Raw genomic sequence first — 26,929 nt, 5'->3', positions numbered from 1 at the left:
CTGTGTGTGAATACAGTCTTGTTTATTAAAGCCTTGGGCACCTTGTTCGCCATTATGAACCCGTTCGTGAACCTGCCTGTATTCCTTTCGTTGACTGGGCATCAGAGCCCTGAGGAGCGGAAACATTCCGCCATTAGGGTGATTTTGTTTTCCTCAATTATGAGCCTGATTGTGTTCTTTAGTGGTCAGGCGATTCTGTCTTTCTTCAGTATTTCGATGGCTGATTTCCGTACTGCTGGCGGCCTTGTGTTGCTGACTATTTCCCTGGGAATGTTGGGCGGTAAAGGTAGTTCCAGCCATGAGGGATCGCGGGCGGAGAAGAATCGGCAGGAGCAGGTTGATGATATTGCTTTCTACCCGTTCACTTTCCCGATTGTGGTGGGCCCGGGCACGATTACTGCCCTGATTTTGTTTGGCGCGCAGTCTAAATCTGTGGCCGACTATGTGGGATCCTTGAGCGCTTTGGCGCTGGTGCTGGTGACTTTAGCGGTGGTCTTGTATTTGAGCAATGTGATTGGCAAGCGGATGTCTTTTACTTTGCGCACTATTATGACCCGCCTGATGGGCATGACTTTGGCCGCTATTTCCGTACAAATGATGGCTTCCGGTCTGGTGGTTTTGCTGCCGGGCTTAGCAGGCTGACACCTCTTAGGAGTTCGGGCTATGTCTGCCGGTCGAGGTTTCACTGCCGCGCAAATCGCCGCCCGGGAAGCTTCTTTACCGGCCATCAACTATCCGGAGGAGCTCCCCGTTTCAGCCCGCCGCGACGATATTGCGGCAGCGATTCGTGACCATCAGGTTGTGATTGTGTCCGGTGAAACCGGTTCGGGTAAAACCACTCAGCTGCCGAAAATTTGCTTGGAGTTGGGGCGCGGCATCACCGGCATGATTGGGCACACTCAGCCGCGCCGGATTGCGGCTCGGGCGGTCGCGGACCGGATCGCTTACGAACTGGGCACGAAGGTTTCCGACCTGGTCGGCTACCAGGTCCGTTTCACCGATGAGGTCAGTGAAAGAACCCTCATCAAGCTGATGACTGACGGCATTTTGCTGGCTGAAATTCAGGGCGATCCCCTGCTGCAACGCTACGACACCATCATTATTGATGAGGCGCACGAGCGTTCTTTGAACATTGATTTCCTCCTCGGCTACTTGGCGCGGCTCCTGCCGATGCGCCCCGAACTCAAAGTCATTGTCACCTCCGCAACCATTGATTCGGCGCGGTTCGCGCAACATTTCGCCCGCCCTGACGGCACGCCCGCCCCCATCATTGAGGTCTCCGGCCGCACCTACCCAGTTGAGATCCGCTACCGTCCGCTGGTTCCTGAGCTCTCCGACAGGGAGGACGAGGGGGCCGAGGGCGCCTCTACCCCACCCGCCGGTAAGGCGAAGCGTTCCCACGGGAAAGTCTCAGTGGAGGCGGAAGCCGACCAGGTGCAGGGCATTTTGGATGCGGTCGATGAGCTGATGGAGGCAGGCCCGGGCGATATTTTGGTGTTCCTGCCCGGTGAGCGGGACATTCGTGACACCAATCAGGCGCTTAGTGACCATTTGGGCCGCCGCTATGTGAATGCGCATGAGCTGCCCCGGAAGAACCGGCCCGCCGACAGTGTGGAAGTGTTGCCGTTGTTCGCCCGGCTTTCCAGTGCGGAGCAGCAGCGGGTTTTCCAGCCGCATGAGATGCGCCGCATCGTGTTGGCTACGAACGTGGCGGAAACCTCTTTGACGGTGCCGGGGATTCGCTATGTGATTGATCCGGGTTTGGCTAGGATTTCACGGTATTCACAGAAAACTAAGGTGCAGCGCCTTCCCATTGAAGCAATCAGTCAGGCTTCCGCGAATCAGCGTTCGGGCCGTTCTGGCCGCGTGGCGGACGGTATCGCCATCCGCCTATATTCTGAAGCTGATTTTGAGTCCCGCCCGGAGTTTACGGAGCCGGAGATTGTGCGGACCTCCCTCGCCAGCGTGATCTTGCAAATGGCGGCACTGGGTTTGGGTGCGGTGGAGGATTTCCCGTTCGTGGAGGCGCCGGATGCGCGGGCGATTCGCTCTGGCGTGCAGCAGCTGGTGGAGATTGGGGCACTGAAGGCCGGCGCGAAACAAAGCGAAAGAGGCGGCACAGCCTCCCATGCTTTGACGAAGATTGGCCGCACTTTGGCGGCACTACCGATTGATCCACGGCTGGGACGCATCCTGCTGGAGGGGCAGCGTCTGGGTTGCGTCACTGAGGTGGGCGTGATTGTGGCGGCCCTGTCGATTCAAGATATTCGAGAGCGCCCCCTCGACCATCAGCAGGCGGCGGATGAGCTGCATAATCGGTTCACGAACCCGAAATCTGATTTCATCACCTATTTGAACCTGTGGCGGTATGTGCGGACGCTTTCGCGGGATTTGTCCGGTTCAGCGTTTAGGCGCACAGTGCGGGCGGAGTTTTTGCATTACCTGCGGATCCGGGAGTGGCAGGATGTTTACGCGCAGTTGCGCCAGTTGGCTAAGCCTTTGGGAATCACCCTCGGCACTCTGGAGCTACCTAGCGCCCGGCAGGTAGCGGAGGAGGCCGCGGAGGGTGGGATTCCGAATGCGACGGCGCGGGCCTGCGTGGCGCTCACGGAGTCAGCGACGACGGTTGATGCGGACGCGATCCATCAGGCACTGCTGGTGGGTTTGCTGGGAAATTTGGGCACTTGGACGGAGAAGTCAAAGGATTACGAGGGCGCGCGCGGCGTGCATTTCACGATCTGGCCGGGCTCTGGTTTGGCGAAAACCCGACAGGATTGGGTGATGGCGGCGGAGCTGGTGGAGACTTCCCGGCTGTTTGCCCGCACGGTCGCGGCAGTGAAGGTGGAGTGGATTGAGCCAGCGGCGAAGCATCTGATTCGGCGGGTTTATTCTGAACCGTACTGGTCGCGCCGGCATGGGGCCGCCATGATTAAAGAGAAGGTTCTGCTGTACGGTATGACGCTGATTGCGGACCGTTCAGTGCCTTTGGGCCGGCTGAAAGATCAGGTGAAGCTGGGTGATGTGACGGCGGCGGAGCTGGCGCGGGAGATGTTCATCCAGAACGCCCTAGTGGAGGGTGATTGGCGCACGCACCACAAGTTCTGGCGGCATAATCAGGATTTGCTGGCTGAAGCTGCTGAGATTGAGGCGCGGACCCGCACGCCGGGCCTGGTGGCGGATGAGTCGGTGATTGCCGCTTTCTATGAGTCTCGCGTGCCGGCGGGGATTACTTCGGCCGCGCATTTTGACCGCTGGTGGAAGGACGCCCGCCGGGAGACACCGACTTTGCTGGATTTTACGCGGGAGTTGCTGCTGCCGGGCGGGCAGGATACTGCCGGTTTCCCGGACACTTGGGTGCAGGGTGATTTGCGGCTGCCGGTTGTATATCAGTTCCGGCCGGGCCGTCCTTCTGATGGTTTGACGGTGAAGGTCCCGGTGGAGGTGCTGGCGCGCCTACGCTCGGAAGGGTTTGATTGGCTGGTGCCGGGGATGCTACCGGATTTGGTGGCGGAAACGATCCGTTCCCTGCCGAAGCCGATCCGCCGGCAGATGGTTCCCGCCCCGCAGTGGGCGAAGCGTTTCGTGCCCGTGTTGGAGGGCTTGCGTGAGCATGGTTTAGAGGCCGAGGACGAGGGTGTGCCGCCCGCCGAGTCTGCGGTTCAAGCCGAGTCCGCGGCGGAGGATAGTGCGGAGAGTGCGCTGGCGCAGAGCCTGGATCGTTTGGCGCAGTGGGCTACGCGAGCTGGGGTGGCGGCGCCGGGGAAACCGTCGGCTGGCGGGGCGGGCGACACCTCTCCCTCGTCCCCCACTAAGCAAAGTCGGGTTAAACCCCCTACTCAGCAAGCACCTGCCCAGCAGTCCACTGGAACGAAACCGAGCGTGCGACCGGATGAAAACCGGCCTGCGGGCATTCCGGCGGTGTCTTTCCGTGAGGCTTTTACGCATGTGGCGGCGCGCGAGGCGGGCGTGGAGATTACAGCGGATGACTGGAAAGTCAGTGCGCAGCGGCTGCCGGAGCACGTGAAGGTGCGGTATCAGGTGATGGCCTCGGACGGGCGCGTGCTGGGCGTGGGTGATGATTTGGCGCTCTTGCAGAAGAAGTTTGCGAAGGCCGGGCAGGCGGCCGTGAAAACCGCGGTGAAGGGGGCGGTCGCTGAGGCGCTGCTGGCCGCGAAGACGGAGGCCACAAAGCAGGAGCGGCGCAGCCGAAAGCAGAGTCGCTTGGCGAAATCTGCCGCGACCGCTGGCGCCGCTACAAACCGTGGCCAGTCGGATTGGGCGGGCCAGCAGTTGGAGAATCTGACCGCCTGGCCGCAACTGGCGACCGCGGATGACGCCTTGCCGGCGACGGTGGAAACCTCGGGGCCGCAGGGCATTAGAGTGACCGGCTATCCGGGTCTGGCCACTGATCCGCAGACAGATTACCCGCTGGTGCAGGTGCAGATTGCGTCTAGCGCGACGCTCCGCGATCAAGATCATGCGGCGGCGGTGACAGCCCTCGTGTTGCAGGCGGTCCGGCTGGCGGAAGGGCGGATCTCTTCCCGCTGGAATGCGCGGCAGGCCTTGGCTTTGGCGGTTTCTCAGTATGGTTCCACGGAGTCGCTGATTGCGGATTGCCAGTGGGAGGCGGCACGGTCTTTGGTGGCCGAGGTCGCTTCGGTGGCGGCTGGCCGTCCGGGTGGCGCGGCCGCAATCCGTGACCGGCAGGCTTTTGACCGGGCAGTGGAGATGGTTCGTGAGCGTTTCGAGGATCGGGTTTATGCGGTCGCCGCGGCGGCTGCTGACGCTTTGGAGCAGTATTCGCAGGTGGATCGGCAGCTGCGGCAGATTCGTTCCATTAATCTGGCGGCGGTCGCCTCTGAGGTGAAGGCGCACGCGCTCGGCCTGGTGGAGGGGCGTTTCATTTCGCGTACTGGCTGGTCGCAGCTGCCGCATCTGGCCCGCTATCTGCAGGCTGATTTGTTGCGTTTACAGTCGGCGCCGCGCGATTTGCACCGTGATGACCGGCTGGCTTGGCAGCTGCAGTCCATGGTTGATGAGGTTCAGGTTTTCGCCTCGCAGGTTTCCGAAATGGCCGAGGGCGAGGCGAAAACCACTGCCGCTGCGCAGGCGGCTCACGCGCTGTGGCTGCTGGAAGAATACCGCGTCTCCCTATTCGCCCAGCAGCTCGGCACGGCGGAGCGGGTCAGTGAAAAACGCATTAGGGCCTTGCTGCGCGGCTAAAGCCGCAGCACCCCCTCGGCACCCCTTCAGCCTTTCACCGAGTGTGCACCTAAACAACAATTGTGCACCGTGCAAGGTGCACAATTAACACTAAAGTGCACACTCGCCGAATCAAGGAACTACACCCTGACTAAAAGCGCGCCCGCACGTAACTAGGCGGCAAAGCCAGCGAAACTACGGGTGAAAATACCCTTGATTGGGGAGAGCTCAACTACAATGTAAGTGTAGAAACTCACTCTATAATCAACTCATATACCTTGAGGTGTAACACAATGAAAACTATTCGCATTGCGTTCCAAGGAAACATGAAACCATGCTGGTTCTGGTGCTACACCACTTGGGGTGGAAATCTGACCTACTGACCAAACGAGAGTACAAGTGAAAAAGACTAGGTACAGCTCATTGGCGACTGTCCTGATGGTGTCGGTGCTGGCAGTAACAGGCTGCAGCACCGACACTTCAGCAAAGGAGCCACAACACAGCAATCCAGCTGCCACTCAACAAGAGAGCACCGTAACAGCTGAACTACGGGATATTGTGGCAACATATTCTACCAATACCGTGGTCCAAAAAGATGGCACCTATGCAGTTTTGACGCCAGCTCGGGCCTCCTTCAAACCGAAAGTAAAAGTTGGCGATCAGGTTAAAAAGGGGGACATCCTCGGAATGAGTGGTGACGCACAGTTGGTAGCTGCCGCTGATTCTAAAGTTGTGTTCATTCAAGCATCAGAACCTGATCTTCCTGAAAACTATCCAGTTATAGCTCTTAGATATTCAGGCTTTTCACTACAACTGAAAGACGAATCACCATCAGGTTTAGGTAGTGTTGAGCAACTGCAGGGTGCTTTCCAAATTGAAAAAGGACCAGGGCCCTCTGACTGTCAAGCAATCGCTATAGCGTCAGGAACTGAAAGCCTGGTAGCCGACGAAACTGCAGCTGGAGCTTCCCCACCTGACCAAGTACTATCAGAAAATAGTGAAACTAACGCTTTCACCCCTGAAGCTTCGGTGCGTCTTACCACTGGCGGGCTACTGTGCCTGATTGACAAATCCGTCCCAGTACAGTTAGGACAACAAGCCACAATTGTTCTGCATGGAATTAAACGTTCACAAGTGCTAGCCCTACCTGTCACAGCAGTTGCAGGTCGCCAAGCCAAAGGGAAAGTGACACTAGTTCAAAACACCAAATCACAGCCTGTGGAAGTTGGATTAGGTATCAGTGATGGCTCATTGATTGAGATTACTTCTGGGTTAAAGGCTGGCGATCAAGTGAATTCTGTGGCACCAAATCTTGATCCTCGCGGGAAATAGTCCATGTCTCTAGTGTCATTACATGAGGTGTCCGCAGAGGTGAAACTGGGAAACGGGCAGTCTCTTAGAACCGTAGATAATGTGAGTTTAAATTTGGAAGCTGGCCGCACCTATTCACTAGTGGGTAAATCCGGGTCAGGGAAAACCAGTCTTGCTTCCATTATTGGGCTACTCAATTCATCCTACACTGGACAATTCACTTATCAGGGTCTTGAGGTTGCCTCTTTGAGAGATTCCCGGAAATCTGCTTTGCGGGCCGAGAGTATCGGTTTCGTGTTTCAAAACTACTCGCTAATTAAACATCTCAATGTGTTTGAAAATGTGGAATTAGCCCTCATGTACATGTCATCTCGACCTTCCAGTAAAGCTCGGAAACGCCAAGTCCAATATGCGCTTTCGCAGGTCGGTTTAGAAGACAGAATGAACGAATCCCCCGGTCGTCTTTCCGGAGGAGAACAACAACGGGTCGCTATCGCTCGCGCACTAGTAACCAGGCCGCAACTAATTATCTGTGATGAACCTACTGGCGCACTGGACACTGTTACCAGTGAACAGATTGTGGCAATCTTGCAACAACTGGTAAACGAGTATGGCAGCACCCTGCTATTGGTTACGCACGACCCTGATCTTGCTGATACTTGCGACGAGAAGTTTGTGATGAGCCGAGGGAGGATTGTCAATGCTACAAATGTTACTTAAAGATTTGAAGCTCTCCCCCATGCGGACCTTCTTGACTGGACTATCCATGTCTATTGGCATCATCGCCATTATCTTATCTGTTCTGGTTGGCACCATCGGGAAATCCTATATGGTGGGAACAACCGAGCAGCTTGGAGGAAGGGCCCCTACCTATAGAATCAGTATCCAGTCCGCTGCTTTCACAAGCCCGCAGATGTTCGAAAAACTGTTGAAGCGTTTAACAGTTCATCAAGCAGATATAGCTTTGCTAGTTCCTAACGACCCGGATTTGACTTTCAGCACTTCGAGCTCTCCTATACTCACCCCAGAGGAAAAAAGACAACTACTCGGCTCCTTAAGAAGTGTCGAGGTTGTTTACACTACCGCCAACTATAACCGCGTGTTTCGGCTTCCTTTACTCTCGGGACAGTGGTTGCAAGAGGAGACTGATTATCCTCGACTTGAAGCTGTTGTTAATCAACAGGCAGCCGAAGCTTTCCCACTGGGACACTATATTCATGTAGGCACTAGGAACTCTTTAGATTTAACCCCCATTCCGGTAATAGGTGTTGTGAACGATGGTCGCAGCGAACCTAGCCTATATCTGAATGTGGCTGGGCTCAGCGCCCTCGCCCCTCACCTCCTATCCGCTCAGAGCGGCAGTGTGCTTTGGCATGAAAATGGAATCCTCACCAGCGATCAAGAGAAAATCTCTTTCGTTTCGGATTCGCTGTCCGACACTACAGGAGGCACCGTTACAGATATTGGTCGAGCAGATTCAAGTGAAGTATATGAAGGGGCATTATCCGCGCTACAGCTCGCATTCTTAACCACCGCAATCTTGCTACTTTTGGTATCAGTTTTGGGTCTAATCAATATTGGTTTATCGACGCTGGAGCAACGATCTCATGAGTTGCTGATTCGGCGTGCCCTCGGGGCAAGCAGAGCTTCAGTTGCATGGCTGGTACTTGGATCTTCAATTCTTCTAGCTGTTTTTGTTTCTATTGTTGCCATCATAATTTCAGTTGCAATCGTGGCCAGCGTCCCCTTGTTTTTACCAGTTGGATCGCCGGTAGATCCGCCCCATTACCCATACTCTGCTACCACATACGCGGTATCTGCTGCCGCTATCACAGCCATTTTAGGCAGTATTCTCCCTGCCATTAAAGCTTCCAGGCTTGAGCCTGCCCTGGCTTTAAGATGATGCCAGCTCAATCAAAACTACAGAAAGGACCTACTACAGTGTTTATTAAAAGAAAAGTAGCTGTTCTGCTGCTGGGAGCAGCCCTGATTACTGGATTATCGGCGTGTGGTGGGGGAAACTCCAGCAACACCTCCAAAGTTGTTTTAGTCAGTTTCGATGAAATGACCAAAGAGTATCAAGATTCTGTCAATAAGCTTTCCTGGCCTGCAGGCTACACTCCTCCCGCCAGTTTGGAAACGGAAGGCAAAGACAATTCATTCCAAGTTGGATATGGAGATGGGATAGCTTCAAGATATTTTGAATGCGCTTGGGAGAGAGAGTGGCTGAAGTCTTACTCAACCGACAAGGCACGTGCAGCTACAGCAATTGAACAGCTGGAGAAGGTGCCAGAAATGGACCACATGAGTGCACAAAACTCAGACGATGCAACCCGCAGGTTTTTTGCTGATTACTTGAAGCGTGCAAAGTTGGGGGACCCTTCTGGTTTTCAAGAAAATGTGAGCCTTAACTGTCCCAAATAATCTGGTCTATTAGTCAGTTTGGTAAATTTTCGCAGGCGTTGATAACTAAGAAGCGTATCCGCGTACTGCTGCGCGGCTAAAGCCGCAGCACCCCCTCGGCACCCCTTCAGCCTTTCACCGAGTGTGCACCTAAACAACAATTGTGCACCGTGCAAGGTGCACAATTAACACTAAAGTGCACACTCGCCGAATCAAGGAACTACACCCTGACTAAAACCGCGCCCGCACGTAACTAGGCGGCAAAGCCGGCGGCGCCCCCAACTCATGCCGCCACCGCGCACCCAGCAACGGATCCACCAGCAGCGGGCGACCAACCTCCACCAGATCAGCCTGCCCTGACACCAAAACAGTTTCTGCCTGCGCGGCAGAGGTAATAATTCCTACAGCCGACACCGGCACGCCCGCAAAACCAGCCTCCTGTAAAGCCTGCCGGACCGCCGCCGCGGCGAACACCTGATAGCCCGGCCCCGCCGGAATCTGCGCATCCGCCAGATTCCCGCCGGTAGACACGTTGACCATGAAAACCCCATGCTCAGCCAGCCACACGGCCACCTTTTGAGCGTCGGCAAGATTAAATCCGGGCTGCCCCTCGGCCTGCCAATCCACGGCAGAAATCCGAACAGCTACCGGCAGATACTGACCCACTCTTTCCACGACGCGCAACAGGAACCGAGCTCGATTCTCCAAGCTGCCGCCGTACTGGTCGGTGCGCTGATTCGCGGCCGGCGACAGGAAAGACGACAGCAGGTACCCGTGAGCGCCATGCACCTGGACGAAATCGAAACCAGCGTCAGCCGCCCGCCGCGCTGCCGCGCCGAATGCCTCCACAATCTCATCGATCTGCGCTTCGGTCAGCTCCTGCGGCACCGCATAATCTTCAGAAAACCGCACCGCCGAGGGCGCTACCAGCGGCCAAGACAGCTCCGCTTCACTAACCTGCTGCGGATAGTTCGGATTCCATGCTCGCGCGGACTCTACCAGCTCAGCACCTGGCCGCCCGGCACCCTTTCGCCCCGAATGGTTCAACTGGATGCCAGCTTTCGCGCCGCCCGCATGAATGGCGTGGGCCAGTCGCGCGAAGGCCGGCACCTGATCGTCACGGCCCAAGCTCAAGCACTGGTTCGAGATTCGACCTTCCGGCACGACCCCGGTCGCCTCCACAATCACTGCGGCGACGGACTGCGCCCGCGCCCCATAGTGGGCAAGATGAAAATCGTTCGGATTACCTTGATCCACTCCGGTCGGCGCCGCCTGATACATGCACATGGGTGGCATGATTAGGCGGCTGGAAAAGTCTAGCTTCTCAGGCTGAGGGGACGAGGGTGCAACAGTGGCAGGAATCTGCAGTGTAAGAGGAGAAAATAGCTGTTTCATGCCGTCCATTTTAATCCCTCAACGCCCGGCGCGACAGAACCAAGCCTTCACGCCACCGGCGAAACTATCCGACAAACAGGCTTTACCGAACTGTAATCTCCTGTATTCTGGTGAACAGAGGGAGGGTTCAGATGGAAACAACACCCCAGCCGATGACGGCCGCAGACAATGCTATACCGAGGCTTGCCCTCAGTACCGGAGCTCTCATTCCGCAGCTCGGTTTTGGAACCTATAAAGTTACCGAAGATCTGATTCCGCAGGTGATTCCCGCGGCAATCTCCCTCGGCTACCGCCATTTCGATACGGCGCAAATGTATCAGAATGAGGCCGCCCTCGGCCATGCTCTCACCCAGACGCAAGAGCAAGGCGTGGCGCGTGAAGACCTGTTTATCACGACGAAACTGAATAATCAGAACCACGCGCCCGCGGACGTGCACCGCAGCTTTAAGCAGTCCCTTGCAGATCTGCAGTTGGATTACGTCGACCTGTTCCTAGTGCATTGGCCCCTGCCGAAACTCTACGACGGTAAATATGATGAAACTTGGAAAGCCATGATTGAGATTTACCAGTCAGGGCAGGCCAAGGCGATTGGCGTCTCCAACTTTGAGCGAAACCATTTGGACAAGATTATTGACGCGACCGGTTTCGTCCCGCACGCCAACCAGATTCAAATCCACCCCTACCTGGCCAGCAATGAGCTGCGCGAATACTGCAAATCCCTAGGGATTGTGGTGGAAGCATGGTCCCCCATTAGCCGGGGCAAAGTCTTATCCGACCCGGCCGTTACCGCAGCGGCTAACCGCCTAGGCCGGACAGCAGCGCAGATTGTTTTGCGCTGGGCGATTGAACGGGGAGACGTTATCTTCCCTAAATCTGTCAACCCTGAACGCATGAAAGAAAACATGGGTTTGTTTGATTTCACTCTAGATTCGGAAACCCGCAAAGCCCTCGACTCCTTGGACCAAGGGGAGGCAGGCCGGCACGGACCACATCCGGATGAGGCGGACTTCCTACGATAGGAGATCCGCCAGATGGCATAGCAGCTATCACAACCCGCCAACACCCACCAAGATAAAGGAGCCATAATGGCAAACAACGAAAACAAGCCGAAGTCCACTGAAGTCACGAAGGTCGCAGAAGGCCCCCTCGCTTCCGAGCGCGGCACCACCACTATCGCAGATCAGGTTGTCGCCAAGATTGCTGGCCTCGCAATGGCCAAGGTCGAGGGCGTCTACGCTGTCGGTGGCGGCTTCTCCCGCGCTTTTGGCGCAGCGAAGGAAGCCCTAGGCGGCGGCAAGGATATTGCCCGTGGCGTCTCCGTTGAGGTGGGCACCAAGCAGGCTGCTGTGGACTTGACCCTGATTGTGGAATACCCTCACCCTATACATAAGGTTGCCGAGGAAGTTCGCGATGTTGTCCTGAACAACATTGAGGACCTAGTCGGCCTTGAAGTTGTCGAAGTCAACATTGACGTCACTGACGTGCATGTTGCCGGCGAAGAAGACGCCGTTGAGGAAGCTGAAACCTCCACGGTAGCACCCGCAGCAGTTCCCGAGGAGCCCCGAGTTAAGTGAAACTTTCAATCCAATACACTATCGTTGCAGCCCTCTTTGCAGTAGCCATTCTGGTTTTCAAATGGGGTGCACTATTGATTGCCCTGTTTGCAGTAGTCGGCTACCTGTGGGGGGCGCACCGTGAAGGTAGTCTCGACATTCAGGCCGCATTCAAAGCGTTGACCGGAAACACGAAGACCAAGTCGGATTGATTTGATGACCGAACAAGTTAACGCTACTCTTCTGCCCGGTTCCACTCATGTCGCCAAGAAAGCATATATTTCCGCGATAAGAGGGGCTGCCGCGCAGTATCTTGAAGTACCGTTTTCAATGGTTTCAGCAAGTCTTGAAGAGAGTGAGCCGCCGCTGGTTATCCGCATTAGCTCACCCATCTCAAGCCGTATGCTTGATCGCACCTCAGGGAGTCTGGTTGACTCCCTGGGGGGCGTTCAGCAGCAGTTGCGTAGTTTCCTGACTACGCTGCTGGGTTGCGAAGTTGGCGCCATTGATCTGTCGGTCAAATCAATTCATGAAAAGTTGCCGCCGCGACGCACCGATAACGCACCAAAGAAAACGGGGAGGAGAGTAATATGAGCGACCTGATCGATGAAATCCCCGCCCCTGAACCGGCAGATATGACCCTCGCACCAGCTGTCGATGCGGCTACTGAGCCGGCTTCGAATCCGACCGTGGGGCCACATGTCGCCTATATGGCTCGCCGTGCCACCCATTCCTCTCGCGCCATCACCACGGTGATCCTTTCGTTACTGCTGCTGGCCGGCACTGTTTTTCTGCTGCTAGAGCTGGGCTACAACACTTTCTTCGGGAAAAGCCTCTCCGGTCTCAGTGTGGAACAGATGATTCATAACCTGGCAATCCTGCCGGACCGGGTAATTTTCCCGTGGCTGGGGGTCGGCGGAATTATTGCCGCGCTAATCGGTCTGGGGCTAATCTTGAAAGCCATCATGCCGGGCTCTTTGAACCGGCACCAGATGAAATCTCCCCGCGCCGCCATCATCGTTGATGATTCGGTTCTGGCCGCGGCGATTTCAAAAGAAATGCGTTCTTTCGGTAACTTCGTAGAAGGACAAGTCACCACCGCGATTGACCGTACCACCATTGAGGTTACAGTTACCGCCAGCCCGGGCCGCGTTGTGGATGAAATCCTTTTGAACACTCATTTGGCGCATCATGTGGCAGGGCTTGATTTAGCTCCCGCAGTCAGAACCAAAGTTATTGTAGTTGGGGGTGAAGTCAATTGAAACACTACCCACGCGCATGGAATCGAATCTTGAACTTCGTTGTTGGTTTGCTTCTGCTAGCTGGCGGTGTTGGGGTCGCCCTCGGCACTTTCTGGCCTGCCGCCCACCAGCTGTGGGTGGAGACCGGTCCCCGCTGGGAAGCTGAAATCTTCAAAGCCTTCGATCGAACCCAAGTGTTCCTGCAAGGTGAGTCGCAAGGCTCGTGGATTATCATGCTTGCCCTACTGGTTTTGTTATTGCTGGCGATATTGTTCCTCTTCACGATTTTCGCCCAATCGGGTGGCAAGACGCGATCCGCAGTGCAAACGCAACTACCCGGGTTGAACGGCCCAGATGATGGTGGCTCAATCACTTTCACCAGCCGTTTCGTGGATGAGTTCGTACAGAGGGAACTGTTAGAAGAAGCCAATATTACTTCGCTGACTACTTCCCACTGGAAGGTTAAAGGCGACACCGCTTTACTGTTGAAAGTCAAAGTCGCTAGAGGCGCTTCACCCGCCACGGTTTGCGCCACAGTGGATGAGGTTACCCAAAAACTAGATCGACTGATGGGACGTCCCGTTCCCTTACAAATCCACCTGCAGCAAGGCAACGCAATAACGGAAACCCTTTCCAATACTGCTGCCGCGCCGCGCGTGCTTTAACAGTTCAACTCAAAACATTTCACGTTTGCCCGCCCAGATTCTGAGGCGGGCAAACGTCTGCCCAGTCCCATCACCGCCGCTATCCACAATTTGGGTTTCATCCAAAAGTCGACACCCTAGCAGACAGAATTCGAAGTAAAATGGAAGCACTGTCGTAGAGTTGAAAGAAAGAACTTTGAGCACTCAAGAACCGAATCCAGGCAAAGCTGCTGACTACATTCAACGAATGCCTGACGGTACAGTAAAGCAACGCAATCCTTTGACCGGAACTCAAGTTTGGACAGTGCCCGGGCGGGCTCACCGCCCCATCAGTATGCTGCCGGAGAATCCTTCCCCCATTGACGCTGACGCAAACCGTCACACCTGCGCTTTCTGCACCGACCGCTACCTGGAAACCCCACCAGAAAAATCCCGCCTAGTGCGTGACATTAGCGCGTACGGGGAGGTCAGCTGGCGACAGATTGACCATATTAGTCCCTCCGAAATTTTCCGCACCACCGCGGCTTTTCGGCGGATCCCTAACCTGTTTGAGATTGTTTCCTACACGTACTGGAATCTGGGGCACGGACACCAGCCCAGTGAGGAACAGCGCCGCCTCATGGCCCAATACTTGGGTTCCAGTGAAGGCTACGACCACGTCATCAACATTATTACGCGCCGCCTCATGGCTTCAGGCATGAGTGAAGAAAAAATCAGTGCCATGAGTGAGCCAGAGCTACTCTCTTACGCTTATGGTTTCTTCGCGGGCGGTCATGACGTGATTGTGGCTCGCCGCCATTTCGTGGAAGGCGCCACCAACGACAATCAGTTGGCTTCCGCCGGCACTCTCAGCCCGGAAGAACACTACCGTTACACGCAGTTCACGATTGACGCCCTCAAGGATCTTTACACTCTGAATGAGAACGTGAAGTATGTGGCCGCCTTCCAAAACTGGCTACGTCCCGCGGGCGCCTCTTTCGACCACCTGCATAAGCAACTGGTCGCCATTGATGAGCGTCCCGTACAGTTAGACGCCGAACTTTCCCGCCTGCGGGAAAACCCTGACCTGTATGAAGAAATCCTGCATTTCGCGGTGACTCGGGGACTGGTTATCGCACAAAACCCCCATGCCGTCGCAATCGCCGGCTTCGGACACCGCTACCCAACCTTGGCGGTCTGGCCGCTGGGCCCGATCCGTCAGCCCTGGGAATACAGTGAAGCAGAAGTCCGCGGCGTCTCCGACCTGCTACATGCCATGCATAAAGCGACCGGCGCGGACGTCCCCAGCAATGAGGAATGGTACCACTGCCCGCCGCGCCTCAAAGGCAGTGTCACCATGCGTTGGCGTCTGCTGCTGAAATGGCGGATCTCCACCCTAGCTGGTTTCGAGGGCGGCACCCGCATCTACCTGAACACCCTGGATCCGTGGACCATCCGCGATCGCATGGTTAAGCGACTCCTGGAACTCAGAGAGGAGTCCGAGGGGGCAGAGGCCGCCGGACACGAAGCCACCCTAGGCAAAATGGACATCGGTGACGAATGCCGCGTCACCATGGATATGCTGAAGTAAAAGGCTTAAGCGGAAACCTTTTCTGCTTTCTTTTCCTCCACGGCAGTCATCATATAGGGAACTGCGACGAACAGGAAACCGCCGACGAAATTGCCTAACAGCACCAGCAGCAGATTACGACCGGCACCCAGCAGCGTCACGCCCTCGACCCCATTGAAGAGGCCCAAAGCCAGCGTGGTCATATTGGCGACCACGTGCTCAAAACCGGAAGTCACGAAAGCGGCCATACACCAGGCCATGAGAACCATTTTGGCGACCTCGTTGCTGGCGCGGGTCTGCGCCCAGATTGCTAAACAAACCAAAATATTACATAAGATGCCCCGCAGGAACAGCGACAGCGTGCTCTTGTGGACCTTCGCGGCGGCCACGGTCGCCAGCATTTCCCCGGCCGCACCATGATCCATGACGCCCGCACCGGTGACGAGGGCGGCAATCACAATGGAACCCAGCAGGTTGCCGATCAGCATCAGCAGCACGGCACGACCAGCCGCATTCCAGCTGATGCGGCGCGACCACAAGCCAATCGGCACAATCATCATCGCGGAAGTAATCAGCTCAGAGCCGGCAAAAATCACCAGAATCAGACCAATCCCGAAGACTGCGCCGCTAATCAGCGGGCCCCACGGATCACCAGCCACCACGAACGGACCCGCCGCAGTGAACATGAAAACATCGGCCACACCAATGTAGGCTCCCGCCAACATGGCGGCCACCAGGTAGCGCCACGGCTGAGCCGAAGCATGATCTTTATGGATTGCGCCATCAATTTGGGCGCGCAGAGTTTCAGGTAAAGTCAGCATGAGTTTACCCTAGCCGGTTCTCCCCAGATTTCCCTCCTTTAACCACTGTTTTAGAGCCTCCAAGACGAAACTCACAACTGTCAAGTAACCCCGTGCGCTAACAGACCAGACTTTCGGCCCAACAAGGCGGAGAGGCACTGATAAAATCAACTTGTCTTCAGCTTCAGAAAGGTAGCCCATGTCAATGCCGGAAAACCTGCCACTTCGCGACCTCTCCACCCTCGCCCCTCAGATCACTTTGGGCTCATTAGATGGACGCTATCGCCAAACCGTCGCACCGCTCCTCAACTACCTGTCCGAGGCGGCACTCAACCGGGCCCGCCTCCAAGTCGAAACTGAATGGCTAATTTTTCTGCTAGAGCAGTCAGTACTCCCCCTCGCCCCTCAGCTATCTGCCGCGGAAACCAGCTATCTGCGCCGACTCGTCGCCGAGTTTGAGGCGGAACAGATTAGTGAGCTAGCCGAACTCGAAGCCCTCACCCGGCACGATGTAAAAGCCGTAGAGTACCTCCTGAAAAAACATTTGCAGGCCGCACCAGAGCACCTTGGGGAAAACACTGTGCTCCCGCAGCTGACCGAGGTAGTACACATTTTCTGCACCAGCGAAGATATTAACAATCTGGCTTACGCACTGACCATTAAAGGCGCCTTGCAAAACGTCTGGCTGCCCACCGCCCAAACCCTCGTCCAACAGCTCACCGAAATGGCGAAAACTTACGCGGGCGTGCCCATGCTGGCACGCACCCACGGGCAGCCCGCCACGCCCGTCACCATGGGGAAAGAACTAGCAGTCTTCGCCCACCGCCTCCAGCGGCAACTAAGGCGCCTCCAAACGGCTGAATATTTAGGCAAACTCAACGGCGCCACCGGCACCTATGCCGCCCACACGGTGGCTTTGCCGGAAGTAGACTGGCAAGCTCTCTCCCAACGTTTTGTGACTAACCTAGGGCTAACCTGGAACCCACTCACCACCCAGATCGAGTCGCATGACTGGCAAAGTGAACTCTATGCAGACCTGGCTAGATTCAACCGGATCGCTCACAATCTAGCGACCGACATGTGGACCTATATTTCTTTAGGATACTTCCGGCAAAATCTGGCCGCGCAAGGCAATACCGGATCCTCCACCATGCCCCATAAAGTTAATCCGATTCGGTTCGAAAACGCGGAAGCTAACCTAGAAATCTCCTGCGCCCTGCTGGACACTCTCTCTGCCACCTTGGTCACCTCACGGCTGCAACGCGATTTGACTGACTCCTCCACCCAGCGCAATATTGGCTCCGCCCTAGGTCATTCCCTGCTGGCTTTAAAGAATCTCCAAACCGGACTGTCCGGGCTAGAAGTTGATGAAGCCCGGATGCTTAACGACCTAAACGAAAACTGGGAAATCCTCGGTGAAGCTATCCAGCAGTCCATGCGCGTAGCCGCAATTTCTGGCGTCACCGGTATGGACAACCCCTATGAAAGGTTGAAAACCCTGACCCGAGGCCGGCGAGTCACCGGACCCCAAATGCGCGAATTTATTGCCAGCCTCGGCCTACCGGAAGCAACCGAGAAACGGCTCCTAGAGCTCACCCCGGCTAGCTACCTGGGTCTTTCCAAACAGTTGGGTCTTTCCGAAGTCGAATAAATCGCATCCGCAGATTATTTCAGCAGACCCGCTAGTCGTTACGGAAGCCAATTCGGGTCGCTGGCGGGCGCCCCAAACCGTTCATACATTTCGTGCGGGTAGGCAACTTCACTTTCAAAACCGAGAGTTTTCGAGGTAATCATGGTGCCTTGCGCGGTCAAAACCTCCACCATGACCGCCAACGGTCCCAGCTTCGGCGCATTCCAAGACAACTCCAGTACCTCTTTCGCTAACTGAATTGCCTGCTCATCACTAACTCCCGTTTCGGTTTGCAGCTGCACATGTAAACGGCGGGCCGCCATTGACTCTTGAATCCGCACGCACGCTTTCTCCACCAGCTCAGATTTCAGCAGTGCCGCCTCAAAAGTAGCCGCCAACTGGGTGTTCGGACGGCGCCGCAACATATGGTAAAGCGCGGTCGTAGCAGTCGCCCCCAAGCCAATCGTGCCCAACACTAGCGGATTACTCAACTGCGGCAAAATCACCGAATTCTTTTGCTGATCGTAGCGCTTATTCACCGGAAGATACCGGGTCATATACTGTAACGCCTCCCGCAACTGACGTTTAGCTTTCATCTGACCCCTCCGAAACAATTGTCGAGTTTTCCTCAGCTTCTAAAACTTCAAGACTTCCCTGACGCGCCTGACGAACCTGAACCGCCCACTCTAAAGCCTCACGCGCATCCTCGTCAAGCTCCCGTTCAACCCCCGCCGGATCAAACACAGAACGCTCCACCAAAGCCGCCACCATCGCGTCAGCATCCGGAACAAGCTGCGAAATCCAGTTCTCTTTCACCTGCCGTAAAGGAGCCCACTCCAATACCTCTTGCGCAATCTCATAAAACAAAACCTGCGTCGGCTCATCCGGTCGCGGCAGCATCGCCTGCAACGCCAGCACCTCCTTAGTCACCCGATCAAGGCGGCCCTTGCCGGCCCGAAATAGCTTCAGCTTACGCTCCGTTTCTTTCTCCAACAGCTTCACCGTGTCCAAATAGGTGGAAACTGCGTGCGCATAATGCAACGGATTACGCCGCGGCTTATCCAGAGAACGCCGAACCATCACCCGACCATCGATCTGAGTTTCATCCAATCCATCCATCCACGGGATGCAGTCTTGAATATGCTCCACGCTCACCGAACGAACCCCATACGGTAAAGAGATGCCCCGCGAAGGTGAACCAATCGTCAAAACATGAGAAATTCTTGCCTCATACAGTGGCTCCGCCGCCAAAGCGTGCGCCGTCACGCCGCTTTGTGAATGCCCCACCATCAAAATCTGCTGCTGCTGACGTAACTCTACCGGGACTTCCAAAGCCTCCATCGCCGAATTTAAAGCCCGCTCCACCCCCGCCCGGGCCGCTGAACGCAAATCCAACATTTCTCTAATATTGGATTCCGTATCAGCCGGGTTCGCAATCGTGGTCGCCGCCATATGGTCAGTCCCCGGAGCGATCACCACCCACCGGTAATGCGGAAACTCTCCTATCGCTACCACCTTCATCACCATGCCAGCAGAAGCAGACCAATACAAGTCATCCAAATCCGTGAGAGTATCAGCTAAAGTCCGTGGCGGCTTCACCCGATGCAAAGAAAAAACAGCCGGCTGTGTCGGCCCGGCCAAACCCTTCGCCGCATGCAATTTACGCAAAACTTTCCGTTTCGCCCGCTCCGCCCGCTCTTGCGAATAGTCCGAGGATTCCCCCTCGGCCTCAATCGCCTCCAAAGCCTCCACGGCGGAAGCCAACTGATCTTGCTCCGGCCACAAACCGCCCTCATGGGCAGAATCTTCACCAGCCGGCGGAATAAAAGGCGGCTCATTCAAAACCCGCAAAGACCGATCATTATGCCGAATCAACCGCACATGCACCGGACCGCCCCGAAAATAGCCCATCGCGGTCCCCAAAGTCAGATAGGCCGCCATGAAAGAACGGTAACCCGTCGTTTGCAGGGAATCTAACACCACTTCTCGACGTTGACTATATTGCAGCTGCTGCAAAGCAGATAAAACTGTTCGAATCGTTAAACTACCCGCACCAGCTAGATTGGAGAAACCTCGCACAAAAGTCACCATAAACCAAGGATTATCAAAATAGAAACCCTCCAGGCGTTCCATCCCCACATCCCACTGCTGGTTCGCATTACTTCGCAAATAGTGGGATCCACCGAACGGCAACGGTAACGTGGACAACATACCTTTCCCCAAAGATACCCCCAAACGTGCCATGATCGGCGCCAGGGGCAGCATTTTTAGTAAGCGCGTTCGCTTTAGATGATGCCGGGACATAAATCTAGTTTACGCCCCGCCACTCCGATAACCTAATAGCAAGGACCATTCAAACCAATTAAGGAGAAATCATGGCCACCTCAACAAACACCGTCGAACTACACGTCAAAGGGATGACCTGCCAAAGCTGCGTCGCCAACCTCAGCGAAGAACTAGCCGACGTAACCGGCGTCGTGGAAACCTCCGTAGACCTCAACCCCGAAGGGGTCTCCACCGTTACCGTCACCAGCGACCGTCACCTCGAAGACACCATTTTTAAGAGCGCGGTCACCGAAGCCGGCTACCAGCTGGTTGGCTTGAGCCGCACCTCACTTTCCCTCGCCGGAGATCAGAAAGCCGAAAACGGAGACTGCGACTGCAACTGCGGACGCCGCTAACCCCGCCAGACCGGATTTCCAGCCCCGAAAACAGAATCAGGTGAAGCATGAAACCACAGACTGAACATTCCTCCCAGGTATCAGCTCTCTACACTAAAATGGTGGTAGCTCTCACTCTGTCAGCACCCGTCATGGTTCTCTCCATGATTCCCGCCACCCAGTTTCGGGGCTGGCAATGGGTGGTTGCCGCCCTCTCCTTCCCAGTCGTCACTTGGGCCGCCTGGCCCTTCCACTCCGCCATGGCGAAAGCCGCCCGCGCCGGCGCCACCACCATGGACACACTAGTTTCCCTAGGTGTCATAGCGGCCACCGCCTGGTCACTCTACGCCCTGCTGTTTACGGGGGCGGGAACCCTCGGCGCCACCATGGAAATGACCTTCCTCCCCCGCCACGCCTCAGCACACCACGCCCACCTCTACTTCGAGGGCGCCACCATGGTCACCACCTTCCTGCTGGTCGGCCGGTATATTGAAGCGAAAGCCAAACACTCCGCCTCCCAAGCTTTGCGGGCGCTGCTCGATTTAGGGGCAAAAACCGCAACCCTGCTCCCCAACTGGCGAATCACGCAGGCCGAGGATGACACCCCAACCAGCCGCTACCAAGAAACCATTATCGACGCCACCGACCTTAAAGTCGCAGACGTATTCATGGTGCGCCCGGGCGAAAAAATCGCTACCGACGGCACCGTTTTGGAAGGCCAGTCAGTGGTGGATGAATCCCTCCTCACCGGTGAACCCCTCCCCGTGAACGTCAGTGCCGGCAGCACCGTCACCGGCGCCACCGTAAATGTTGGTTCACCACTAATTGTGCAAGCCACCAGAGTGGGGGCGGACACCGCCCTCGCCCAAATCCAGCAGCTAGTGGACCGGGCACAATCCGGGAAAGCGCCCGCCCAACGCCTCGCCGACCGGGTCGCCGGCGTCTTCGTACCCGTCGTCATCGGCCTCTCACTACTGACCTTAGCGGGCTGGCTATTCTTCACCGGCAACCCACAAAGTGCCGTCACCGCGGCAGTCGCCGTCCTCGTGATTGCTTGCCCATGCGCCCTCGGCCTTGCCACCCCCATGGCTTTAATGGTGGGTAACGGGGTCGCTTCCCGCCAAGGAATCCTGTTGAAAGGGCCAGAAACTTTAGAAACTTCCCGCCATGTGGACACCATCGTTTTAGATAAAACCGGCACCCTCACCGAAGGAGTCATGAGTGTCAGCGGAGTGGATGCCGCCGCCGGAGTCACCGCGGAGCAGCTCCTAGCCCGTACTGCCGCCGCAGAAACCGGCACCGAACATCCCATCGGGCGGGCGATCATCACGGCCGCCGAAGAATCCGGGCAGAGCTTCACCCGCCCTGACCGGACCTGGACCTTGCCGGGCCGAGGGTTAGTAGCTGTTGCAGGCCGACAGGTCACAGCGGTTGGCTCCCCCGCTTGGATTGCAGAAATCACCGCAGAACCTGTGCCGGAACCGCAAACCGCAGTCACCCTGATCGCAGTCGCCGGCGGTGAACTAGCCGAGGATTTCAAGATGGGCAGGGAACCCTCAGACCAGAGCGCGGAAAACCCCGCTCCAGGAACGGACACTGACCGTGAAACCGTCACCATGCGGGTCGAAGGGATGACCTGCGGCTCCTGCGTTCATAGGGTGCAGCGGAAACTAAAAAAGAGTGTTCCCGGTACTGATCCGCTAGTTAATTTGGCGACCGGGACTGCCACCATCGACGTGGATGCGGCAGTGGACACCCAGGCGCTCTTAGAGGCCGTAAACAGCACCGGATTTAGTGCCACTTTGCTGTCCCGGACCGCGGCTTTTAGCGGGGTACGCCTACCTGATTTGAAGCAGCGGGCGGAAGCTGACGGGGAAGACTGGCCACGCCCCGATTTTAGTAGCCTCGGCACCATTCAGGTCACTGACCGGGTGAAAGACTCCAGCGCTGAAGCGATCCGCCAGCTACAAAAATTAGGTGTGAAACCTGTCCTGCTGACCGGCGATAATGAGCAAGTCGCACAGCAGGTCGCCTCTGAGGTAGGAATCGCCGAATCCGACGTATATGCTTCAGTGTTGCCTGCCGATAAGCGCAACCTCGTCGCCAAACTACAGGACGAGGGGCACACTGTTGCCATGGTCGGTGATGGAGTAAACGACGCGGCGGCACTAGCCCAGGCGGGTCAGCGCGGCCTAGGGATGGCAATGGGCTCCGGCACGGATGTGGCAATGGAAGCCGCTGACGTGACCCTAATGACTTCGGATGTGCGGGCCGCCGCCAGTGCGATCGAAATTTCGCGCGCCACCGTCGGCACTATTAAAGGTAACTTGCTTTGGGCCTTCGGCTACAATGTGGTGGCTCTCCCCTTAGCGGTTGCGGGGCTGATGAATCCGATGATTGCGGGGGCATGTATGGCATTCTCATCAATTTTCGTGGTCCTGAACTCTTTGCGTCTGCGCCGTTTTCGGGGGAAAGCAGCATAAATACCAGATGGTAGCCGAGGGTTGAGAACTGACTCAGACAGCGGTGACGGCTGGCGGCTGGAAGCCAAGAAGCCCTCGGCTGAAAACCTAAACCCGGCAGCTAGCGAGATAACAGTTCCCGGAGGGCCTCCGGCACGGAAGCCATCACCATGTGGGTAGCACGTGGCCACAACACCAAACGGGGAGGGATGCTAGTTTCCAATCCACGCAAATGCGAACGCCACTGATCCACCCAGATTCGGTCTGCCCGACTGATGGGATAGTTAGCCCCCAATGAGACTTGCGCCGTTACCGGAACCTGCAAAGGGAATTTTTGGCAGAGGCTTTGCAACTCTCTAGCCCAATGGTTAAACTCCGAAAATTCGGCACAAATTTGTGTCACCCCGGGGCGACTGAGATAGATTCTGGCAATCCGCTCCGACACTTCTGGAGGGTAATCGTAGCGGGACAGCCAACGGTACAGAAAGTGTTTGATAATTGCGCTAACTGGCTTCAAACTGAGAACCCGCGGCAACCAAAACAAGGGCAGAGGCCAATCCGTTGGGGCGGGCAGTGAGGCTTCCAACAGAATCAGTTGCGCCACCTCGGCGGGGTGCGTGCGCGCTACCGCTTCCGCCAAGAAACCGCCCATCGAATGCCCGACGAGGATGACCGGACCGGATTCGTCGGCCAGCTCAGAAACCAGCTTGCCGAGGGCTGACACCTCAGTTTCCCAGTCAGCCCAAAGCACCTGGTCTGACTGTGCTGAAGACTGCGACTGTGCTGGTGAAGTCGCTTGGGCTGGCGCTGCATCCTCGGCGAAAAATCTGCGAATCGCGGTCCGTTCCGCAACCACGAAACGCCGCCCAGAGGTCTGCAACGGAGCCAAAGACGGTTCCCAGAAAGGCCCAAAAACAGCCAACCCTCCAACTAAAACGACGGTTTCACTGGCTTTGCTCATTTTTGTGACCAGTCAGGGATCGCAGACCATGCCCACCACCCCACCCACAAGCTGAAGCAAGTAATGGTGGGGGCTTGAAAATAAAAGACCGGAATGGCATCCACCACGGAAGCAGGCATGAGGAGCACTGACAGAACCAGCGTGACGCCGGCCAACACACGCTGGGTCCGCCCCCAGCCGCGGGTGAAAGTGGCCGCCGCGGTTGCTGTAATCATGCCAACTTGTACCAGAGTGGAGGCCACTTCATGCAGAATATCGGTCAGCGGGCGACCCCAGCTGAGGGTCTCATTCACGCACGACTCCTGAGTCGTGGGGGAGCAGCTCAGCGTAAAAAATGAATCCATCACCGTGGCCAGCCCAATCAGTAGCAGCCCCAGCAGCAGCAAGGTTTGGGGTTTCGGCAGTCGGGTGCGCAACCTCAGCAGGGACGAGGATCGCCCGGTATCAGCCGAGGCGGGCAGGGCATTCTTCACAGCGTTGCCGGTGATCTCTTGCTGCCATTGCCAGGCTGCCCGATTGGTTTTGCGTGATGGCCACAAAATCACTACCGCTAGCGTAAAAATAATGCCCGCCACCCGGTCAGCGAGGCGAAAAATCTGAAAACCGGGCTGCCCGGACACCGCGAGCTCCGAAATGAAGGCCGAGGGCGCAATCGCCTCCGGGTTTACCCAAAATCCGAGCGGCCAAAGCGAATAGAGAATGCCGGCAAGCATGAGCCCCCCAATCAGGATGATTCGCATCATTTTTGTAAAACCGCTGGCCATAAACTAAAGTTTACTGCTTCACCCTGCGAATGAGGAATTGTTGATTAAACTAGTAGACTTGCACTGTTTGCTAACAGATTTTGCATAATGTTTGTTTCAGGCTAAGGACTTTCACATGAGCGACGATTCCACCAGCAGTTACGACCCCTCAGAAAGCCTTGCCATCCGTCGTGCCATCCGGGCGTTGTTCGGCATTGTACTGCTCACTAATTTGGCGAAGATTACGATTAACCCGGTGCTGGCGCCGCTGGCGCGGGCAACGAATCTGGAGGCCTGGCATGTGGGGGCGATGGTTTCCGCCTCCGCCCTGATGATCACACTGACCTCCACCTGGTGGGGTCGGCGGTCCCTGAAATGGGGTTACCGGCGGGTGCTACGCCTCTCCATCTGGGTGAACCTGTTTGCGCTGGTGAGTTTCTGGTTGGCCGCCGAAGCTGGCATGGCCCGCATACTGGGTGGCACGCTCTTGTTCCTGCTGTTCTTGCTGTCTCGCGGAATCATTTACGGCTGGGCTCTGGCCGCTATCTCCCCCACCACGCAAGCCTACGTGGCCGCAATTACTACGACCGAGTCGCAGCGCGTCAAAGGTATGGCCTCCATGGGCGCCGCCCAATCCTTGTCAATGATTGGCGGTGCCATGCTGGGGGCACTGCTAGGTATTTTGGGTTTGCGGGCACCCCTGATTGGGGCTCCCTTCCTCGTGTTGGCAGCGGTTTTCCTGCTGCTGTTCCTACCTCACCCCGACCACAATCAGCTGGTGAAGAACCCACCGAAAATGTCGCCTTGGGATAAGCGCGTCCTGCCCTACCTGATTACTGGCTACGCCATGTTCACAGCGGTCGGGATGACGCAGATTATTATGGGGTTCATTGTGGCTGACCGTTTCCACCTGGACCCTCAGCAGACCATTACCATTACCGGGCTGGGGCTACTAGCCAGCGGCATCGGCTCACTGACCGCACAGCTGGGAATCATCCCCCGCATCTCTTGGCATCCGCACCGGCTCCTGAAAGTTGGCATCGCCATCTTGACGGTCGCCGCCATTATTCTGGTCTTCCACCTGCCCATGTGGACAATCTTCGTCTCCATGTTCCTGCTTGGCTTAGGGAGCGGCTTCGCCGTCCCCGGCTACACTGCCGCCCCCACCATGCTGGTCAACGATGAAGAACAGGGCGCCTTGGCTGGCCTGCTGTGGGGAAATAATGCTTTCGCCTTCATGATTACGCCCGTCGCGGCAGGAGCCCTGTACACTCTCCACCACGACATTCCCACCGTCGCCGGAGCCGTCATGATGCTGGGCGCACTACTGCTGGCACTACTGCACCCGCACCTGCGACGCGGCTGAGGATAGTTCAGCATACAGTATTGTCCGACGCGGCAGAACCCTAAAAATACACTGACGTTTAGGGAGGAGCACACCCTCGTCCTCGTCCCCAAAAACCAGAAAACTAGAGGGTCGGCAAAGTCTCGCAATGCTCCGAAGGCTCAGTCTGAATGGTGACGTGCCCGATCCCGTACTGGTCGCGCAGGACCTCCGTGACCGCGTCAAGGGCCGCATGATGATCGATGCATTCCGCCACCACGACGTGCGCTGTGGCGGCCTCCAAGCCCGAAGAAATCGTCCACAAATGCAAATCATGCACGGACTCAACCTCAGCAAGCTGCTCAATCTTGCCGATAATCTCATCCCGATTCAAACGATCCGGAGCGGCCTCCAGCAAAATCATGATCGCGTCGCGGGCCAGGCGGACAGTGCGCGGCAGAATGAACAAGCCAATGCCGACACCAACAATAATGTCAGCCTGCGCCCAGCCGGTCGTCAAATAGATGACGGCGGCAATAATGACGCCAACCGAACCGATCATGTCCGCCATGACCTCAAGGAAAGCGCCGCGCACGTTAATGTTGTTCTTCGCGCCGGCTCGCAAAATGAAGGCCGCCGCAATATTCACGCACAGACCAGCGATTGCGGTCGCCAGCATCCAGGCGCCCTCAATGGGCTGCGGATTAGAGATCCGCTGCGCCGCCTCATAGAGGACATAGCCGGCGACACCGATGAGGAGGACTGCATTGATGAGGGCCGCCAAAACTTCCAGCCGGTACAGGCCGTAGGTTCGTTTCGCGGTGGGTGGGCGCTGGGCGAGGGTGATCGCCGCGAAAGCCATCGCTAAGCCGGCCGCGTCGGTACCCATATGCGCTGCGTCAGAAAGCAGGGCGAGGGAGCCCGACCAGAGGCCGACCACGATTTCTGCGACCATGAGTGTCGCTGTCAATAACAGCGCGAGGCCGAGGTTTCTGCGGTTTTCTCCGCCCGTGCTGTGATCGTGGGAGTGATCATGCGAATGCCCAAACAC

At 56.5% G+C, this 26,929-nt stretch carries 24 protein-coding genes; 17 read left to right on the top strand and 7 right to left on the bottom strand.

Features of this window, described 5'->3' with window-relative positions; genetic code table 11:
- Nucleotides 1-6 precede the first annotated feature (6 nt).
- The 6 genes from BM477_RS01330 to BM477_RS01305 all read left to right on the top strand — a co-directional run bounded on the left by BM477_RS01330 (nt 7) and on the right by BM477_RS01305 (nt 8,937).
- On the top strand, nt 7-642 hold the full coding sequence (locus BM477_RS01330; RefSeq protein ID WP_169823236.1) for a MarC family protein: 636 nt from the start codon (nt 7-9) through the stop codon (nt 640-642).
- 21 nt (nt 643-663) lie between these two features.
- Nucleotides 664-5,223 (top strand): ATP-dependent RNA helicase HrpA, encoded by a 4,560-nt coding sequence (hrpA, locus tag BM477_RS01325; protein WP_075360856.1) that lies wholly within the window; start codon nt 664-666, stop codon nt 5,221-5,223.
- A gap of 402 nt (nt 5,224-5,625) precedes the next feature.
- Nucleotides 5,626-6,534, top strand: coding sequence for a permuted SH3 domain-containing protein (locus tag BM477_RS01320; protein WP_075360855.1), 909 nt, complete (start codon nt 5,626-5,628; stop codon nt 6,532-6,534).
- An 81-nt stretch (nt 6,535-6,615) separates the two neighbouring features.
- A complete protein-coding gene (locus tag BM477_RS01315; protein WP_245792789.1) occupies nt 6,616-7,233 on the top strand; it encodes an ABC transporter ATP-binding protein in 618 nt (205 codons plus the stop codon).
- The gene (locus BM477_RS01310) at nt 7,214-8,416 is read left to right on the top strand and encodes an ABC transporter permease (protein ID WP_084543618.1); all 1,203 of its coding nucleotides are present in this window, start codon (nt 7,214-7,216) and stop codon (nt 8,414-8,416) included. Before BM477_RS01315 ends, BM477_RS01310 begins: the two co-directional genes overlap by 20 nt.
- Before the next feature lie 38 nt (nt 8,417-8,454).
- Nucleotides 8,455-8,937, top strand: a complete 483-nt coding sequence (locus BM477_RS01305) for a hypothetical protein (RefSeq protein ID WP_084543617.1) — start codon at nt 8,455-8,457, stop codon at nt 8,935-8,937.
- A 210-nt stretch (nt 8,938-9,147) separates the two neighbouring features.
- Here the strand turns inward: BM477_RS01305 and BM477_RS01300 are convergent, their stop codons facing one another.
- Complete coding sequence (locus BM477_RS01300) at nt 9,148-10,320, bottom strand: oxidoreductase (RefSeq protein ID WP_222842262.1); 1,173 nt, start codon at nt 10,318-10,320, stop codon at nt 9,148-9,150.
- A 122-nt stretch (nt 10,321-10,442) separates the two neighbouring features.
- On the opposite strand from BM477_RS01300, the gene BM477_RS01295 reads away from it, so the two are divergent.
- The 7 genes from BM477_RS01295 (at nt 10,443) to BM477_RS01265 (ending at nt 15,319) form a co-directional block, all read left to right on the top strand.
- Nucleotides 10,443-11,330, top strand: coding sequence for an aldo/keto reductase (locus BM477_RS01295; RefSeq protein WP_245792788.1), 888 nt, complete (start codon nt 10,443-10,445; stop codon nt 11,328-11,330).
- A gap of 66 nt (nt 11,331-11,396) precedes the next feature.
- On the top strand, nt 11,397-11,885 hold the full coding sequence (locus BM477_RS01290; protein ID WP_075360853.1) for an Asp23/Gls24 family envelope stress response protein: 489 nt from the start codon (nt 11,397-11,399) through the stop codon (nt 11,883-11,885).
- A complete protein-coding gene (locus BM477_RS01285; protein WP_075360852.1) occupies nt 11,882-12,076 on the top strand; it encodes a hypothetical protein in 195 nt (64 codons plus the stop codon). Before BM477_RS01290 ends, BM477_RS01285 begins: the two co-directional genes overlap by 4 nt.
- Nucleotides 12,077-12,080: 4 nt before the next feature.
- Nucleotides 12,081-12,458 carry a hypothetical protein gene (locus BM477_RS01280; RefSeq protein WP_075360851.1) on the top strand — a complete coding sequence of 126 codons (378 nt, stop codon included), beginning with the start codon at nt 12,081-12,083 and terminating at the stop codon, nt 12,456-12,458.
- Nucleotides 12,455-13,126, top strand: a complete 672-nt coding sequence (locus BM477_RS01275; protein WP_075360850.1) for a hypothetical protein — start codon at nt 12,455-12,457, stop codon at nt 13,124-13,126. Before BM477_RS01280 ends, BM477_RS01275 begins: the two co-directional genes overlap by 4 nt.
- Complete coding sequence (locus BM477_RS01270; RefSeq protein WP_143230161.1) at nt 13,123-13,770, top strand: hypothetical protein; 648 nt, start codon at nt 13,123-13,125, stop codon at nt 13,768-13,770. The genes BM477_RS01275 and BM477_RS01270 overlap by 4 nt, the downstream gene beginning before the upstream one ends.
- 226 nt (nt 13,771-13,996) lie before the next feature.
- Nucleotides 13,997-15,319 (top strand): DUF4921 family protein, encoded by a 1,323-nt coding sequence (locus tag BM477_RS01265; RefSeq protein WP_075360928.1) that lies wholly within the window; start codon nt 13,997-13,999, stop codon nt 15,317-15,319.
- A 5-nt stretch (nt 15,320-15,324) separates the two neighbouring features.
- Here BM477_RS01265 and BM477_RS01260 read toward each other — a convergent pair whose 3' ends face one another.
- Nucleotides 15,325-16,119: a formate/nitrite transporter family protein gene (locus tag BM477_RS01260; RefSeq protein ID WP_075360848.1), complete on the bottom strand. Its 795-nt coding sequence runs from the start codon at nt 16,117-16,119 to the stop codon at nt 15,325-15,327.
- Between the two features lie 178 nt (nt 16,120-16,297).
- Between BM477_RS01260 and purB the strand changes: the two genes are divergently transcribed.
- Complete coding sequence (gene purB / locus BM477_RS01255) at nt 16,298-17,749, top strand: adenylosuccinate lyase (RefSeq protein WP_143230160.1); 1,452 nt, start codon at nt 16,298-16,300, stop codon at nt 17,747-17,749.
- Nucleotides 17,750-17,787: 38 nt separating this feature from the next.
- Here the strand turns inward: purB and BM477_RS01250 are convergent, their stop codons facing one another.
- Nucleotides 17,788-18,324, bottom strand: a complete 537-nt coding sequence (locus BM477_RS01250; protein ID WP_075360847.1) for a hypothetical protein — start codon at nt 18,322-18,324, stop codon at nt 17,788-17,790.
- Nucleotides 18,314-19,939: a lipase family protein gene (locus BM477_RS01245; protein ID WP_143230159.1), complete on the bottom strand. Its 1,626-nt coding sequence runs from the start codon at nt 19,937-19,939 to the stop codon at nt 18,314-18,316. The genes BM477_RS01250 and BM477_RS01245 overlap by 11 nt, the downstream gene beginning before the upstream one ends.
- A gap of 164 nt (nt 19,940-20,103) precedes the next feature.
- On the opposite strand from BM477_RS01245, the gene BM477_RS01240 reads away from it, so the two are divergent.
- On the top strand, nt 20,104-20,409 hold the full coding sequence (locus tag BM477_RS01240) for a heavy-metal-associated domain-containing protein (protein WP_075360845.1): 306 nt from the start codon (nt 20,104-20,106) through the stop codon (nt 20,407-20,409).
- A gap of 47 nt (nt 20,410-20,456) precedes the next feature.
- A complete protein-coding gene (locus BM477_RS01235; RefSeq protein ID WP_075360844.1) occupies nt 20,457-22,871 on the top strand; it encodes a heavy metal translocating P-type ATPase in 2,415 nt (804 codons plus the stop codon).
- A gap of 100 nt (nt 22,872-22,971) precedes the next feature.
- Here the strand turns inward: BM477_RS01235 and BM477_RS01230 are convergent, their stop codons facing one another.
- Together BM477_RS01230 and BM477_RS01225 are read right to left on the bottom strand one after the other, a co-directional pair.
- A complete protein-coding gene (locus BM477_RS01230) occupies nt 22,972-23,811 on the bottom strand; it encodes an alpha/beta fold hydrolase (RefSeq protein ID WP_075360843.1) in 840 nt (279 codons plus the stop codon).
- Nucleotides 23,808-24,575: a DUF998 domain-containing protein gene (locus BM477_RS01225; RefSeq protein WP_075360842.1), complete on the bottom strand. Its 768-nt coding sequence runs from the start codon at nt 24,573-24,575 to the stop codon at nt 23,808-23,810. Before BM477_RS01225 ends, BM477_RS01230 begins: the two co-directional genes overlap by 4 nt.
- A 115-nt stretch (nt 24,576-24,690) precedes the next feature.
- Between BM477_RS01225 and BM477_RS01220 the strand changes: the two genes are divergently transcribed.
- Complete coding sequence (locus BM477_RS01220; RefSeq protein ID WP_075360841.1) at nt 24,691-25,920, top strand: MFS transporter; 1,230 nt, start codon at nt 24,691-24,693, stop codon at nt 25,918-25,920.
- A 103-nt stretch (nt 25,921-26,023) separates the two neighbouring features.
- Here BM477_RS01220 and BM477_RS01215 read toward each other — a convergent pair whose 3' ends face one another.
- Nucleotides 26,024-26,929, bottom strand: coding sequence for a cation diffusion facilitator family transporter (locus BM477_RS01215; protein ID WP_075360840.1), 906 nt, complete (start codon nt 26,927-26,929; stop codon nt 26,024-26,026).

The sequence above is a fragment of the Boudabousia marimammalium genome, from assembly GCF_001936115.1.
Lineage (GTDB): Bacteria > Actinomycetota > Actinomycetes > Actinomycetales > Actinomycetaceae > Boudabousia > Boudabousia marimammalium.
Note: the sequence above shows the minus strand (reverse complement) of the source record. Positions and strands in the feature narration are given on the sequence as shown.

What these genes read in the sequence shown, in the direction of transcription:
- BM477_RS01250 (WP_075360847.1), bottom strand. Translation starts at nt 18,324, where the DNA reads ATGAAAGCTAAACGTCAGTTGCGGGAGGCGTTACAGTATATGACCCGG.
- hrpA (WP_075360856.1), top strand. Translation starts at nt 664, where the DNA reads ATGTCTGCCGGTCGAGGTTTCACTGCCGCGCAAATCGCCGCCCGGGAA.
- BM477_RS01235 (WP_075360844.1), top strand. Translation starts at nt 20,457, where the DNA reads ATGAAACCACAGACTGAACATTCCTCCCAGGTATCAGCTCTCTACACT.
- BM477_RS01290 (WP_075360853.1), top strand. Translation starts at nt 11,397, where the DNA reads ATGGCAAACAACGAAAACAAGCCGAAGTCCACTGAAGTCACGAAGGTC.
- BM477_RS01310 (WP_084543618.1), top strand. Translation starts at nt 7,214, where the DNA reads ATGCTACAAATGTTACTTAAAGATTTGAAGCTCTCCCCCATGCGGACC.
- BM477_RS01295 (WP_245792788.1), top strand. Translation starts at nt 10,443, where the DNA reads ATGGAAACAACACCCCAGCCGATGACGGCCGCAGACAATGCTATACCG.
- BM477_RS01230 (WP_075360843.1), bottom strand. Translation starts at nt 23,811, where the DNA reads ATGAGCAAAGCCAGTGAAACCGTCGTTTTAGTTGGAGGGTTGGCTGTT.
- BM477_RS01300 (WP_222842262.1), bottom strand. Translation starts at nt 10,320, where the DNA reads ATGGACGGCATGAAACAGCTATTTTCTCCTCTTACACTGCAGATTCCT.
- BM477_RS01275 (WP_075360850.1), top strand. Translation starts at nt 12,455, where the DNA reads ATGAGCGACCTGATCGATGAAATCCCCGCCCCTGAACCGGCAGATATG.
- purB (WP_143230160.1), top strand. Translation starts at nt 16,298, where the DNA reads ATGTCAATGCCGGAAAACCTGCCACTTCGCGACCTCTCCACCCTCGCC.
- BM477_RS01265 (WP_075360928.1), top strand. Translation starts at nt 13,997, where the DNA reads ATGCCTGACGGTACAGTAAAGCAACGCAATCCTTTGACCGGAACTCAA.
- BM477_RS01280 (WP_075360851.1), top strand. Translation starts at nt 12,081, where the DNA reads ATGACCGAACAAGTTAACGCTACTCTTCTGCCCGGTTCCACTCATGTC.
- BM477_RS01260 (WP_075360848.1), bottom strand. Translation starts at nt 16,119, where the DNA reads ATGCTGACTTTACCTGAAACTCTGCGCGCCCAAATTGATGGCGCAATC.
- BM477_RS01245 (WP_143230159.1), bottom strand. Translation starts at nt 19,939, where the DNA reads ATGTTGTCCACGTTACCGTTGCCGTTCGGTGGATCCCACTATTTGCGA.
- BM477_RS01240 (WP_075360845.1), top strand. Translation starts at nt 20,104, where the DNA reads ATGGCCACCTCAACAAACACCGTCGAACTACACGTCAAAGGGATGACC.
- BM477_RS01220 (WP_075360841.1), top strand. Translation starts at nt 24,691, where the DNA reads ATGAGCGACGATTCCACCAGCAGTTACGACCCCTCAGAAAGCCTTGCC.
- BM477_RS01225 (WP_075360842.1), bottom strand. Translation starts at nt 24,575, where the DNA reads ATGGCCAGCGGTTTTACAAAAATGATGCGAATCATCCTGATTGGGGGG.